Genomic DNA, 12,763 nt, shown 5'->3' with positions numbered 1-12,763 from the left:
TGGAAAAAAATTGTAAAAGGAGGCAAAATGAACAAGGAGAACTGGAATCCTGGAACACTTCTGGACGTGTCGGGATATTACTGGAAAACATGTGCGCTTCACACCGGAGTAAAACTTGATATTTTCACGGTTATCGGATCAGATACTGTTTCTTGTGATGTCATCAATAAAAAGCTCAAAGTGGATGAACGTGGGCTTTCCATGCTGTTAAATGCTCTGGCGGCAATGGAGCTTCTTGTGAAAAAGGATGAAAGCTATTCCAATACTTCTCCGGCCTTAACTTTTCTTTCAAAAGAGTCCAAACAGTATGTCGGGTTTATGATCCTGCACCACCACCATCTCATGGAATCGTGGCATAAAATGGACAAAGCGATCATTGAAGGCAAACCCACCCGGATGAGGTCTTCTTTTTCCGATGAAGAACGTCGGGAAAGTTTTCTTATGGGCATGTTCAACATCGGCATGGCCATTGCCCCGGATCTGTCAAAAAAGCTTGACCTGTCAGAGTGTAAACGTCTCCTTGATTTTGGCGGAGGGCCCGGAACCTATGCCATTCATTTTTGCCTTGCCAATCCAGGATTAACAGCGTCTGTCTATGACCTTGAGGCCACCCGCCCCTTTGCCGAAAAAACAATCCGGCAATTTAATGTTTCAGACCGGGTCGATTTTATTTCAGGAAATTATACTGAAGAGGAATTTACTTGTCCTGACAGGTTTGATGCTGCCTGGCTTTCCCATATACTTCATGGCGAGGGGCCTGAGCAGGCCGGTGAGATAATTGGAAAAGCGGTTTCAGCACTAAAACCTGGAAGTAAAATTTTTATCCATGATTTTATTTTGAACGATTCCAAGGACAGCCCTTTATTCCCGGCTCTTTTTTCTCTTAACATGTACTTAGGAACACCCAACGGCAAATCTTACAGCGAAACCGAGATTTCAAACATGCTTACGGCACACGGGGTAAAAAATATCAAGCGGCTTTCTTTTGAAGGGCCGACTCAATCGGGGATTTTAATCGGTATCACCTCATGAAAAGATGCTGCATCGGCCCAAGTTGAAATTTTGCATGACCTTTGCTGCTGTCAACTATCCTTATTTATGTTGCTGTTGATTGGGATTTTTTAGCCAAATTCAACATTTTATCCAAAAGTTCTTTGAGTTTAGGGCATTTTTGATATGCGATGTTTGGATCAAGTTTGCTGAAAAATTCTTTACCGTTCACAACCTTTTTGTATGACCGAGGCATATGCGAAGAATAAAGACGCTCCAGCAATTTTGCCGGCGGTTCATTAAAGTTAACAGTTTCCGGATTGTGAATCTTTGGCGGGAATGCTTTTTTAATTTTCAATGGGAAAATATCCGGTTGGCTTAAAAGCCATGCCTCTACTTCATGAACTGCAAAAAACTGAAAAAATTTTGGTTGGCCAACCGCCTTTTCCATATGTTTCTTGGCCCAATTGTAACGTTCTGTATATTTAGTTAAGCGCTTGGGATAAAAGGTCGGGCCGTAAAGATCCAATAAAGAAATTACTGCAATAATATCGTGTTTAGCCGGACCGTTCAGATGCATTCGGGCTTTTAAAGGGGCGTCTTTTAACAGTTGTGGCCATCCTTCAAAACGAACGGTTCTAATTCCGACAGGATCAGTTAATCTTGGATCAAGCCATTTTTTTAAAAATTGCGGCAATGTCTTGTCTTCCGTATAACCTTCAACAAAAAGAATAAATCTCATTTCATTTGCTCCAGCTCTCCTGATTTAAAAAGAGACCCCAACGAATATTCCTTCAACCAGTATGCCAGGTCTTCTCCTTTCAAGGTCTGTAGAATTGTTTCACCATTTTCCCATTTTGCGACTGTGGTTGTGGGAATCGTTCCGGCAAAAGCATCCAGAAATTGTGGAGAATGGGTAGTCAAAATGACCTGTGATCTCCTGGATGCCTCAACAGCATATTCCGCAACCACAGGAAGCATTGATGGATGAAGACCGGTTTCCGGCTCATCAATAGCGATAACGGGGGCTGGTGATGGGCTCGCCATGACGGTTAACAGGAACAGAAAACGGAGGGTCCCATCTGAGAGTTCGGCAGCCGATTGTTCCCGTTTCAGTGATTTCCAGCGGATGCGCATTTGTATTCTCTGATCAGACGCAGGCGGGAAAACCAGTTCTTCAAAATCATCGCCAAATGCAGCCTGCATGGCGGAATTAATGTCGGTTTTAAAATCACGATCTCCTGTGTAAAGGGTGTGCATGACAGATATAAGATTTTGTCCGTCAGGGTCTACCCGCTTTTCCATACGGGAAATAGCCGATTGACGAACAGGCGCATCCTTATTGGTATGCAAATCATGATAAACAGCTATAGAAGACAACTTTCTTTGGAACGGTGGAATATAATGGTTATTAATAAATGGTCCGGATGCTATGGAAAGCAGACTTTCTTCATCTGATACAAATTCTTCAGGTGTGGTAAAGGTATGTTCTTTTTCATCAAAAATAACAGCAGACTTTGCAATTCGTTCTAAAAATTTAAACGGATTTTTTTCAATACCTTTTCTTAATTTATGAGAGTTTACCAAGCGTTCTTTTTCAATCTTATATGAACTCCCCGATCCAAGGCGTACCAGCTCAAGCTCGTAATTTTCAGGCCCCATATCTCCGCCCTCAGGCGTTGTTTCCATTACAAACTTTATGGAAGAGGCAGTTCCATCCCAAACTATTGGATCCATTCCACCTAAAGATTGTATGTATTTGCCGAGTCTGCCCTGTGCTGATACGGAAATTAATTCCATGAAACGCAGCAAATTAGACTTGCCTGTGCCGTTAGGGCCGATAATTACGTTGAGGTCACCAGGTGACCAACTTACTTTCCGGAGGGAACGAAACCCTTCGATATCTAATTTGTTAATTTTCATTCGTTGTTTTCCTATTGTTCTTCGATGGTTAAATTTTGAAAATCACCGATTTTATCCGGTGTATTTTTCTTGTTGTAATTAATTTGATTATCTCAAGTTGCCAATCTAACAGGTTGCGACCGCACCGTCAGATCTATCCCGATAACTGAAACATCGTTTTCAATGAATTCGTCTAACATAATTTTCGTTGTGACTTATAGTGTAAAGCTTTAGGTGTGAACATATAAAACGAAGATAAAAAATCCGATAACCAAATTTGCCAACGATTTTTTTTATTCCTGATTAGCTTGTTATCAAATTTCATGTTTTTCATTTCACAAGTAAATATAAAATATCCGGATACCCTGTAAAATTGAATGATATCCGAGTTCAAAGAGCATAATAATTGAAAATTATACGTAGCAATATTTAAAATGACTGTAAAGAGATATTCAAATTCAACTTGTGTGCAACCCCATACCTTTTTATTCAAATCCCGTGTGCCGGATATAATTCTTATACACGATGTTTAAAAATATGGAGAGCAAAATTATTTTGATAAAAATCCATGCTTTTAAACAAAATGGGGTAACACGAACACATTTTTGCGGTAGAGGCCGACTCAATCGGGGATTTTAATCGGTATCACCTCATGAAAAGATGCTGAACAGGCGGCAATAAATATTTTTTGACTCGTATTATATCTTGATGTATACTTTCGTCATATATTGAACCTCATCCAGGTATTCATTTCATTTGATCGCTGCTCCAGCTAATAACTCTCATAATCCAGGGCTTTATAAGCTTAAATTTTTTGACAGCACTTGGCGTTTGTCTGAAAGTTTTGGTAATTCCAATAGTTATTTTCATTATTTGTTGTGGGCAAATCAGGATAAAAGATCAAATCTGCCCGTGGCAGTTATTAAAAAGAAAGGAACAGCTATGAAGGATCAGTCTTCGCAGGTATTTCTTCAGCGGGCACGGGTGATGAATTTAATCAGAATAATGGCATTTGTCTGTTTTATTATCGCCCTTTTTTATTCTCTGGCTGCTGTTGTTTATTCAACCAAGGTCATTTACAAGGTCAAACTCAATTATGCGGTTATCCTTGAGCAGTTTGGGGGAAAACGTAAGGCTGTAACAGATCTTGGCTGGCATTACAGGCTTCCTTTTTTTACCAGACTTGAAAAGGATGTTCCGTTAATGAATCAGAATCTGTATCTTGGAGGAAGTTCCGCCCCCATTAAAATCATTTCCCGGGAAAACGTTGCCCTTTGGACTTCTGCGTTGATGACATTTAAAATAAAAGATTTAAAGGTTTGGGGAATTGAGAACCTTTTTCCTGAAATTCTTCTCCAGGGGGATTTTGACGGTATTGCCAAAGACACCCTGCAAGCCCAGGAGGTCAATAAACTGATCAGTGAACGGGAAAAAATAAAAGAAATTATTTTTCAGGCATTGAAAAATCGTCCCATCAACAAAAACGGCCCGACCATTGAAGGCAAATACGGAATTGAAGTGGTAAGTTTTGTGATCAATGAAACAAGGTTCGGTGACAAACTGGTTGAGGCAACAGAAGAAAAAAAGCGGCGACAGCTGATCGCGGAAGCCGATAATTATGCGGCAGACCAGGAAGCCGACAGAATAAAAAAATTGTACAAAGCTTATCTTGAGGGCATTCGATCCCTTCATGCGGCTTTGGGAGGATCTGACAAACAAAGCGTGAATCCGGCATTGTTTGAATTTCTTTCCCAGCAGAAATGGGCCACTGCCTATGAAAAAAATCAATCAGAGCAAAAAACTTTTGTTCTCCATGGCCAGGGGCAAGCACCTTCTCTAACACTGCCTTCCATGTTTGAAAAAAGAGGCAATGTCCCCATAAAAGACAGCAAAAAGAATATGCCGGCACCGACAGAATAAAAAAATCTTAACCAAAGTCGGATTGTATTTTATCCAGGGAGAAGGCCATGGCAAAAAGAACGACAAAAGAAAAAACATTGATCAGGCTTCCGGAAGATTCCATCAAAAAAATAGAAAACCTTGTGGCGTCATGGAATTATGATACCAAAGCCTTTGTCCGGTCCCGTCTGAACCAGTATAAGCCCACCCATCCCTTGATTTCATTTTTGAAAGAATATTTTTTCCTTGTTTTTCTTATGAAACGGAAAAAAAGAAAAATGAATGTGCTGAACAATCCTGAAATTCTCAGGGACTGGAAAAAACGGTTTTTATATTCAGGCGAGACCAATCCGGGCGCATCCTGGAATACCATTATTGAAAAAGAACTGACAAAACCGGAATATCATTATCTGATTGCCGTACTGGACAAGGAACTGACAGATCTCCACGTTCCCTTTGAACTTGAGAAAACTTTTGACAAGATATACCGGGCCCATATCCGCAAAGAACATATTGAAGACCAGGATGTGCCCAAAGCCCCCATTGTTCTCATCGAAGGCACTTCCGGCAGCGGCAAGAGCGCAACGGTCAGGGAAACCCTGGAAAAGGTGGTGTTCAGGAACGAAGTGATCCCCATGGTTGACTGGAAAAAGAAAAAAGAAGAAATTCTTGCAACGCACAGCCTGTTTACAAGCCTGGAAGATGTTGACCCTGAATTTGCCATGAAAATTGCAAGAAAAAGAAAACAGGTTTTTTACAGCCGCCTTGCACAGATTCCGATTTTAAGACGCATTTTTAAAAAACGAATCATGAGCAACCTGACCTATTTTGAAGAACGGGGAATGACGGTTGATTCATCCATTATTACCCCAAACGATTATCAGACCGCATTATCAGGAGAACCGGGCAATTATTTTAAACGGGCCATGGGTCACCCCAAAACCACCTCCATTCGTCACATTGAAGAAGCGCACTCTGCATTTGGGAAGTCAGAGAGCGGCCCCGGCAGCGGAGGGGCGGAAAAACAGCAGCGGACCCTGATTGATACCTCCAATATTGTACTGGATGAAATTATCGAGGGCAGGCGCGACTGTTTTGTCATTGCCACAAGCGACCAGACCCATCGGTTTGATTCCGCCATATACAGACGTTTTGTGGAAAAAGGTTGTATCATTGACATCTCCAAATACTGGATGAATGCGGAGAATCTCAAAAAAATCATCTTTCTTGAAATCAAGCGGCACCAGATCCCCACCCTGTATCACCAGGATTCTGAAAGCCTTGATGCTGCCGCAAAAAAAATATATGCCGTGTTTAAGGAAAGAAGCCTTAAAATCAGTCCTGCATATGTGAGAAAACTTATTGAATCCATCATCAATATCCGGGGGGATTTTATTCTTGATTTTCTGGACAACAGCATCCTGGTCAGGAATGCGTTTCAGCTGGTTGCTAAAAATGTCTATGGCGAATTGTACAGCAAGGTGGTTGACCGTATGGACAGGACCGTTAAATGGGATGAGTATGTGGGGGATATCAAGGACAAGTTTTCAGAAATGGCCAACAATTGCTTCAGCTATGGTATCAGCGAGGACAAAGGGGTTGTTTTGACCGGACCGCCGGGCAGTGGGAAAACCTTTCTTGTTCGGACCTGGCTTTCCTCCAATCTCAAGGTTCATGATATCGCCACAAGCCCTTCAGCCCTTCAGGACCCTTCAAGCCCGGTTCACGGGGCCGTATCAAATCTTGAAAAGGTGTATGATATTGCAAAAATGGTCGCGCCGACGATCATTTTCTTTGACGAAGGAGATGCCCTGGCACCCCGAAGAAGTGCCACGGGCGGTCAGCCTTCGGATGCATTGACCAATAAATTTTTAAATATTATTGATGGGGAAATCCCGCTGAACAAAGTTTTTACGGTTTTGACCACCAACCGCCTGGATATTCTTGATCCTGCCCTGATCCGTTCAAAAAGACTTAAAACCCTTGAAATATCAGGTCATATGCGGCAAAAAGATATCTTTGACATCATAAAAAAACAATTTGAATCAGCTTCCCACACCCGTGAGTTTGAAATTGAAAAAATCATTGAGACGGCCCAGGGAATCTGTAACACGCCGGCTGATTACACTTCGTTCACGGAAAAAGCCATTGCCCTTTGCAGCACGGAATATAAGGTGCTGTTAAAGCTCCGGCGGCTTAAAGAGTCCACCCGGGAGGAAAAATATAATTTTATCAAGCTTAATTTTAAAACCATTATTGGTATTCTTGATGCGGTCAAAGCTCCGCCCTTGATAAAGTCAAAAATCAAGCATGATATCAAAAACTTTGTGGCCCACTATGACCAGATTCTTGCCAATGTGGATCACATCAGGTCGGAAAAAGATTATCCGCTGGTGGAAGCTCATCTTGAATCCGCCAGAAGGGAAATATCCCAGAGTCCTGTAAGAAAAGGGTCTATTCAGCTCAATGAATTTTTGGAAACGGAATTGAGCAAAGAGCCCCAGGTTGGATTCATCATTGGGGTTGGGGCAAACGATCTCACCGGAATGCTGCTGCCCATTGCCACCAGCCTGACCGGCAGGGTGGACGGCTCTCAAATTATTGTCACGGGTGCGGTTTCGTCTTCTTCAGCAAATTCGGCAGAACTTGACATGGCGGTTCAAATGACCAAACAGTCTGCCCAGGAAGCCTTGACCATGGTGAAAAACTACATCCAGGAGCTGTCCCCCAAACACAGCATTCCATGGGTTTTTGGTGATTTTTTACAGCGATATTCCATTCACCATCAATTGCTTTCCGCATCTTATAATGTGGGTGGACCTTCTGCCGGGTATGCCCTTGCCTTGAATACGCTTTCCGCGCTTTTGCGGATTCCTTTGTGCATTGATTTCGGTATTACCGGAGCGCCCTGGACCAAAGGGGTCAGAAAAGATGAAGTCGGCGGGTCCGTCATTATCGGCGGCCACAGGAAAAAGACGGAAAAGGTTTTGTTATATCTTCGAAGAATGTATATGCCGTTACAAAACTATAAGGATCTTGAACCTGAATTTTTAATGGGATACTGGCAAAGCAAAAAAGATATCATTGCCGTAACCCATTTTGCCGATCTCATGCCTGAAGTGTTTTTCCTGGATGATGAACACAACCGGCAGCTGGAAGATTTGATTGAGATGCGGATCAAGTTGAAAAGTGAAAAATACTATGCCACTAAAAGAACACCGAATCTCAAAGAAAATATTATCCAAACAAAACAGGAGATGAGGAAACGGGCGGAAAATGAAATATTAAAGCGGGTCGATGCCATTCGCAAATATCTTACAGATCCTGACAGGGAAAAATATATATCCCATGACCAGATTTTTAAAAATTACATGGAGGAATAAGGCTTTTTAAAATTTTCTACTCATCCTTTAATGCGATGGGTTTGGACAAAACTTCAGACCAGATAACGGCATTTTGCAATGGATCGGATTTAAAACAATACCTGTTGCGAAAATGGCGCATTGGTTTCCCGGAACACGGCTCTTCTTTCCGGTTCCCGTTACAAGACTCTTCTCTTTGATAGCGGATTCTTTCGGCAGACCGGTCTGTTTTTTCAGGCGGTACATCCTTTTGACACCGAATTCTTGTGCCGGGATAGTCTGTTTTTCCAGGTGTCACATATTTATCCACATCTTCTCCGGTAACCTCCAGGCCGGGATGTGACGTTTGCTCTTCTTCAAGCACATCCCACAGGGTATCCGGTTTCTCGGCTGCTTTTTCCTGCTGCTGAGCCTGTTTTTCAAGTTCCTCAACAAACTCCCGGATCTGATCGCCGATCCGGCCAATTATGGATGGTTTTGTCTTTTTTCCTTTTGGTGTTATTATTTTCGATGCAAGTTTCTTTTTTTTCCTGGCTTGAAGCTGTTTTAAAATAGACGGCATAATAAAAAAAATAATGAGAAAAATAACGGTGATAATGGAATCAAAATCCATGGCGCTTATCCTTGCTAAAAAGAAGGTCTTAAACCCCCTGCTCCAAATTTCAAATTTTAGGGCAGGGGATAAAAGACCGGTATGTTCGGGTTATTTTTCAGGGCCTGATTCGGGTGTTGCGATCTGGTCCCTCATTTTGGTATCTGCGGAAATATTTTTCATTCTATAATAATCCATAATCCCCAGGTTGCCGCTTCTGAAGGCTTCCGCCATTGCCAGGGGCACCTGAGCTTCCGCTTCCACAACCTTGGCCCGCATTTCCTGGACCCTGGCTTTCATCTCCTGTTCCTGGGCAAATGCCATGGCACGCTTTTCCTCGGCTTTTGCCTGGGCGATTTTCTTGTCTGCCTCTGCCCGGTCGGTTTCCAGCTCAGCCCCGATGTTTTTGCCCACATCCACATCCGCAATATCAATGGATAAAATTTCATAAGCGGTTCCGGCATCCAGCCCTTTTTTCAACACGGTTTTTGATATTGAATCCGGGTTTTCAAGCACTTCCTTGTGGGTGATGGCAGAGCCTATGGTGGTGACAATGCCTTCGCCCACCCTTGCCAGAATGGTTTCTTCCCCGGCCCCGCCCACAAGGCGGTCAATATTGGCCCGCACAGTGACTCTTGAAATGGCTTTCAATTGAATGCCGTCCTTTGCCATGGCAGCCACAAGAGGGGTCTCAATGACTTTCGGGTTGACGGACATCTGTACGGCTTCCAGAACATCCCTGCCTGCCAGATCAATGGCAACGGATCGGTTAAAGGTCAGTTCGATATTGGCCTTGTCTGCGGCAATCAGTGCCTGGACCACCCGGCTGACATTACCGCCGGCAAGAAAGTGGGACTCAAGACTGTCCGTGGGTATTTCAATGCCGGCTTTGACGGCCATAATTTTGGATTCAACAATCAGCTTTGGCGGAACTTTCCTGAACCGCATGAAAATGATATTGATTAACCCGACCTTTGCACCGGATACTAATGCCTGGAGCCACAAGGTCAGATATGAAAAAATAAAATAAAACAGTACCAGGCCGATAATGCCTGCAAAAATTAACAGAATGTACATAAAATCCATTTAAATCATCTCCTCTTAGTTGTTTTTTTCAACAATAATACGGTTTCCTGTGACACCCGTGACAATAATAGGTGTATCTGCTTCAATATATTCTCCATCAGTCACCACATCCACCCGTTGAGAATTGATCTCAGCTATTCCTGCCGGACGAAGGTCGGTGACGGATTTTCCTTTCATATGCAGATAGGTTTCAAATTCCTGATTTTGTGACACCACACCGTTTTGTTTTGATAACTCCTGCTTGAGCGCCAGTGGTGATTTTGCCAGTATTTTCATCCCCACAACAATTAAAACAGGAATCATGGTGACATCCAGGCCAGTGATGACCATCCCGGCTGTTGTGGATATGGTGGTAAATACCATGTACAGGGAATAACAAAACAGACCCAGTGCGATAACGGTTAACAGCCCTAATGAAGGGATGAAAATTTCAGCAATGATGACTAAAATTCCAAGTATTTGAAGAAGAACAGGTAAAATATAGGGTTTCATTCCGCGCCTTTATGTTTCAGGAAATTTTGGGTTTAACGATAACACGATTTTGATCTATTTTGTCAATTATAACCGGAGTGCCCTGGTCAATGAATTCACCCCGGGTTATGGCATCGATTTTTTTGTTGTGGATCAACACCTTGCCTGAAGGGCGAAGAAAGCTATGGGCTGTTCCCGTATCTCCGGGTTTTATGTTCAAGTCGGTTGTTGCATCCACATGGGAATGCGATAAAGTCTCTTCAAGATAGGGGCCTTTGACTAATTTTGAAAACAATGGCAAAACAAACCGGATCATGAACAAAGAGATGAAAAAGGCAAACATAAACGAACCCAGAACCAGTGCCAGATTTTTCATCAGCAGCCTGCCTTCCCAGGGAAATGAAGGGTCGGGAACCACAAATTGCTGAAACGAAAGAACAAGGCCAACCGCAATAACCGCCAGTCCTGAAATTCCCGCAATACCGAATCCCGGAAGAACAAACACCTCCACGCCAAGCAGCAGAACCCCGATGAGCAGGAGTAACAATTCCGTATAGTCTGCAAGGCCGACCAGGTATTGATTAAAAAATACCAGCCCAAGGCATGTGATGCCGATAAAACCGGGGATACCGAATCCAGGAGCTTTTATTTCCGTATATATGGCCCCGATTCCTATGAGCATCAATACGGGTAAAAACGGCTGCAAAAATCTGACCAGGCTTTCGGACCAGGATTCCTCAATGGTGATAACATCAATTGAATCATACCCGGCAAAAGACAGGGCTTGTTCGATACTTTTTACACTTTTTTGGGAAAACCCAAGGTCAAGGGCTTCAACGTCATCCATGGTCAGCAGTTCTCCCTTGGCAACAATGGTCTTTTTAGACGTGATCTTTTTTTTCTGTTTTTCGGTCAGGTCGTCATATGCTTTTTTATCCATGAATTTTTTTTGACCGTCAATCTCCACCTGGTAGACTTCCATATCAATTGTGACCATGGACTCTGCCAGTACCACGGGGTAATTGTTTTTCTTTGCAAGGGCACGAAATCTTGCCCGCAGAACGGTCTGAATTTTTTCCCCGGCCATTTTCTGACCTTCCTGGGTCTGGATGATGGGGGCGCAATCCCCGATGATGGTGTGATTTTTCATGAACAAAAGATTTGAAGACAGGGCAATCAGGGCCCCTGCGGAAATAGCTCTTTTTTCCACAAATGCAATGGTTTTTCCCTTGGGCACATTGGAAATTGTGTCCACAATCTCAAGGGCTGCATCCACCCTGCCGCCGAATGTATCCAGTTTAAACACAAAAACAGCGTCTGTTTCGTCCTTGATCTCTTCCAAAGCTCTTTTGACATAGGCGGCCATGCCGGGTTCCACTGTGCCGAAAACAGGAATGACATATACTTTTTGCTTTTTTGAGGAAGCATACAATGTGTTTGTACAAAAAAACATACAAAAACAAACCAGGATATATATCAGATATTTTTTTTGCTTCATTTAAACGTTTCTCATTGAATGATGGATTATCTTAATTACACGATAGATAATTTTCTCTTTAAGGTCAAGGCGCTTTTGAGTAACTGCCACGGCCAGACCTGCAAAAAGAGTCAGGTGATGTTGTTTAAATTGATTTGGGATCTTTTGCCGGTTGCTTTGGAATTGTCAGATAAAAAGATTTTATCCGGATGAAAACAATAGAGCTGTGATTTGAATTTTTCTAAAAAAAAGCGTTTGTTTTTAACAATTTGAGGGCCGAATATTTTTTCCAGGAAATTAAACTTGGCCACATATTTTTTAACAATTACAAGATATCTGGTCTTTTTTGATACTTTTTCAAGTTTTCCAGACATCTGGAATCCAAAAATTTCATCCATCCGGTCTGCATCCTGGAAAATAGACGCAGAAATATTTTTTTGATCTTTTGCGTATTGTATGTGCCGGGAATTTTCATTGGAAAAAAAATAAAACCCGTTGTCATTAAACACAAAATACACAGGGGATGACCACGGGATATCCTTATCTGAAACCGCAAGAGTCATGACCCTTGTTTCGTTGATCAGCCGACTTGTTTTGTTTTGAATTTCTTTGTCCATATGTTGAATACTTATGTCATATTTTAAGTGTTTGGGCCAGATTTTTCCTGAAAAATTTGTAAGACTGCCGGGGATTGTGTGTCAGTCTATGCTGTTCTGCAAAGGTTGAAAAACGAATATCTTTTTTTTTCGGATCGGTTCAACGGTTGTACCGCTTTCTTTTTCTGGGAGGTTTGTATTCTTTGTGTTTTTTTATCATCTCATTAAGTTTTATTAAAATGCGGGCTAAACTTAACGGTTTTTTTTTGAGAAAAGCAAAACCAAATTTACTAAACAGGCCAAAAGGCTTTATAAACAGTGTTCTTGACGGACTTTAAACTCCTTAACTTTTATAAAAAAGTTAAGATTCGGTTCCATGCCGGTTGAT

Annotated in this window: 10 protein-coding genes; 3 read left to right on the top strand and 7 right to left on the bottom strand. The window is 42.3% G+C overall.

Translation table 11 applies throughout. From position 1 onward, the window contains the following. Nucleotides 1-27 precede the first annotated feature (27 nt). A complete protein-coding gene (locus tag BLT94_RS15955) occupies nucleotides 28-1,032 on the top strand; it encodes a methyltransferase (protein ID WP_092236284.1) in 1,005 nt (334 codons plus the stop codon). Nucleotides 1,033-1,096: 64 nt separating this feature from the next. Here BLT94_RS15955 and BLT94_RS15950 read toward each other — a convergent pair whose 3' ends face one another. Continuing rightward, nucleotides 1,097-1,732, bottom strand: coding sequence for a DUF4276 family protein (locus tag BLT94_RS15950; protein WP_092236281.1), 636 nt, complete (start codon nucleotides 1,730-1,732; stop codon nucleotides 1,097-1,099). Further along, nucleotides 1,729-2,913 (bottom strand): AAA family ATPase, encoded by a 1,185-nt coding sequence (locus BLT94_RS15945; protein ID WP_092236278.1) that lies wholly within the window; start codon nucleotides 2,911-2,913, stop codon nucleotides 1,729-1,731. The genes BLT94_RS15950 and BLT94_RS15945 overlap by 4 nt, the downstream gene beginning before the upstream one ends. Before the next feature lie 921 nt (nucleotides 2,914-3,834). Between BLT94_RS15945 and BLT94_RS15940 the strand changes: the two genes are divergently transcribed. Together BLT94_RS15940 and BLT94_RS15935 are read left to right on the top strand one after the other, a co-directional pair. Further along, nucleotides 3,835-4,812, top strand: a complete 978-nt coding sequence (locus BLT94_RS15940) for an SPFH domain-containing protein (protein WP_092236595.1) — start codon at nucleotides 3,835-3,837, stop codon at nucleotides 4,810-4,812. Between the two features lie 47 nt (nucleotides 4,813-4,859). After that, a complete protein-coding gene (locus BLT94_RS15935; RefSeq protein WP_092236275.1) occupies nucleotides 4,860-8,174 on the top strand; it encodes an AAA family ATPase in 3,315 nt (1,104 codons plus the stop codon). A 16-nt stretch (nucleotides 8,175-8,190) separates the two neighbouring features. On the opposite strand, the gene BLT94_RS15930 is transcribed toward BLT94_RS15935, so the two are convergent. From BLT94_RS15930 to BLT94_RS15910, 5 genes are all read right to left on the bottom strand, one after another. After that, entirely contained in the window at nucleotides 8,191-8,766 is a 576-nt protein-coding gene (locus BLT94_RS15930) for a hypothetical protein (protein WP_092236272.1), read from the bottom strand. Between the two features lie 90 nt (nucleotides 8,767-8,856). Continuing rightward, on the bottom strand, nucleotides 8,857-9,831 hold the full coding sequence (floA, locus tag BLT94_RS15925) for a flotillin-like protein FloA (protein ID WP_092236268.1): 975 nt from the start codon (nucleotides 9,829-9,831) through the stop codon (nucleotides 8,857-8,859). A 15-nt stretch (nucleotides 9,832-9,846) separates the two neighbouring features. Beyond that, a complete protein-coding gene (locus BLT94_RS15920; protein ID WP_092236265.1) occupies nucleotides 9,847-10,323 on the bottom strand; it encodes an NfeD family protein in 477 nt (158 codons plus the stop codon). Nucleotides 10,324-10,339: 16 nt separating this feature from the next. Beyond that, complete coding sequence (locus BLT94_RS15915) at nucleotides 10,340-11,800, bottom strand: NfeD family protein (protein ID WP_092236262.1); 1,461 nt, start codon at nucleotides 11,798-11,800, stop codon at nucleotides 10,340-10,342. Between the two features lie 110 nt (nucleotides 11,801-11,910). Then, nucleotides 11,911-12,396, bottom strand: coding sequence for a pyridoxamine 5'-phosphate oxidase family protein (locus BLT94_RS15910; RefSeq protein WP_092236259.1), 486 nt, complete (start codon nucleotides 12,394-12,396; stop codon nucleotides 11,911-11,913). Between the last annotated feature and the right edge of the window lie 367 nt (nucleotides 12,397-12,763).

Origin of the sequence: Desulfobacula phenolica (genome assembly GCF_900105645.1) — a bacterium.
Lineage (GTDB): Bacteria > Desulfobacterota > Desulfobacteria > Desulfobacterales > Desulfobacteraceae > Desulfobacula > Desulfobacula toluolica.
This window is presented reverse-complemented; position numbering and strand designations above follow the sequence as displayed.

Bases quoted from the DNA above. Each gene is read 5' to 3' on its own strand.
- BLT94_RS15910 (WP_092236259.1), bottom strand. From the start codon at position 12,396: ATGGACAAAGAAATTCAAAACAAAACAAGTCGGCTGATCAACGAAACA.
- floA (WP_092236268.1), bottom strand. From the start codon at position 9,831: ATGGATTTTATGTACATTCTGTTAATTTTTGCAGGCATTATCGGCCTG.
- BLT94_RS15920 (WP_092236265.1), bottom strand. From the start codon at position 10,323: ATGAAACCCTATATTTTACCTGTTCTTCTTCAAATACTTGGAATTTTA.
- BLT94_RS15950 (WP_092236281.1), bottom strand. From the start codon at position 1,732: ATGAGATTTATTCTTTTTGTTGAAGGTTATACGGAAGACAAGACATTG.
- BLT94_RS15940 (WP_092236595.1), top strand. From the start codon at position 3,835: ATGAAGGATCAGTCTTCGCAGGTATTTCTTCAGCGGGCACGGGTGATG.
- BLT94_RS15945 (WP_092236278.1), bottom strand. From the start codon at position 2,913: ATGAAAATTAACAAATTAGATATCGAAGGGTTTCGTTCCCTCCGGAAA.
- BLT94_RS15935 (WP_092236275.1), top strand. From the start codon at position 4,860: ATGGCAAAAAGAACGACAAAAGAAAAAACATTGATCAGGCTTCCGGAA.
- BLT94_RS15955 (WP_092236284.1), top strand. From the start codon at position 28: ATGAACAAGGAGAACTGGAATCCTGGAACACTTCTGGACGTGTCGGGA.
- BLT94_RS15930 (WP_092236272.1), bottom strand. From the start codon at position 8,766: ATGGATTTTGATTCCATTATCACCGTTATTTTTCTCATTATTTTTTTT.
- BLT94_RS15915 (WP_092236262.1), bottom strand. From the start codon at position 11,800: ATGAAGCAAAAAAAATATCTGATATATATCCTGGTTTGTTTTTGTATG.